This window comes from Nocardioides sp. NPDC023903 (assembly GCF_040639295.1).
Lineage (GTDB): Bacteria > Actinomycetota > Actinomycetes > Propionibacteriales > Nocardioidaceae > Nocardioides.
Genome location: NZ_JBEZZS010000131.1, coordinates 1 through 1,008, shown reverse-complemented (window position 1 = coordinate 1,008; position 1,008 = coordinate 1). Strand labels below are relative to the sequence as shown.

General features: G+C 67.7%; 2 protein-coding genes. Both read right to left on the bottom strand.

From position 1 onward, the window contains the following. Positions 1-638: threonine synthase (thrC, locus tag AB0F44_RS30465; protein WP_357361135.1), on the bottom strand; the 638-nt coding region annotated here is incomplete at its 3' end. A 94-nt stretch (positions 639-732) separates the two neighbouring features. Beyond that, positions 733-1,008 (bottom strand): ACT domain-containing protein (locus AB0F44_RS30460; RefSeq protein WP_357361133.1); only part of this gene is annotated, 276 nt, incomplete at its 5' end.

The window sequence follows — 1,008 nt, the reverse complement described above, 5'->3', positions numbered from 1 at the left end:
CGGTAACCGCGCCAGTAGGCGGTGATGTTGCCCGCGTTACCGACGGGGAGCACATGCACATCGGGCGCCTTGCCGAGCACGTCGCAGATCTCGAACGAGGCGGTCTTCTGGCCTTCGATACGTGCCGGGTTCACCGAGTTCACGAGGCCGACCTGCGGGAACTCCGCGGTCACCTTGCGCGCCAGTTCGAGACAGTCGTCGAAGTTGCCCTCGACCTGGATGATCTTGGCGCCGAGCATGACGGCCTGGGCCAGCTTGCCCATCGCGATCTTGCCCTGCGGGATCAGCACCGCGCATTCCATGCCCGCGCGGGTGGCATACGCCGCGGCCGAGGCCGAGGTGTTGCCGGTCGACGCGCACAGCACGGCCTTCTGGCCGCGGTACTTGGCGTCGGTCATCGCCATGGTCATGCCGCGGTCCTTGAACGAACCGGTCGGGTTGGCACCCTCGACCTTGAGATACACCTCGCACCCGGTGAGCGCGGACAGGTGCGGCGCGGGGACCAGCGGGGTACCGCCCTCGAACAGGGTCACCGGCTCCCAGTCGGCCGCACCGGCCAAGCGGTCGCGGTAGGCAGCGATCAAACCGGGCCAGCGCGAGTGCACACCCGACTGCGGTGCGATTCCAGTCGTGCTCATACCAGCGCTCCCTGCGTCGCGGCGCAACCATGCGCGCACGTGTTGTCTGCGTACCATGCGGTGCGAATGTCGGCGACGCCGCGCACATTCCGCGTCATTCTTCGGTGCCTTCCAATCTGAGAACGCTGGTCACAGCGGTGACGGATTCCATGTCCGCCAATACGGCGACAGTATCTGCCAGCGACGACTCCACCGCATGGTGGGTGACGACGACGAGCCGGGCGCCGTCGCCGTGGCCCTGCTGACGCACGGTCGAGATGCTCACCCCGTGCTGAGCGAAGGTGTCGGCGACCGCGGCGAGCACGCCGGGACGGTCCTCCACCTGCAGGTTCACGTGGTAGCGCTCACCTCTGGCTCCGACCCCCGCGGT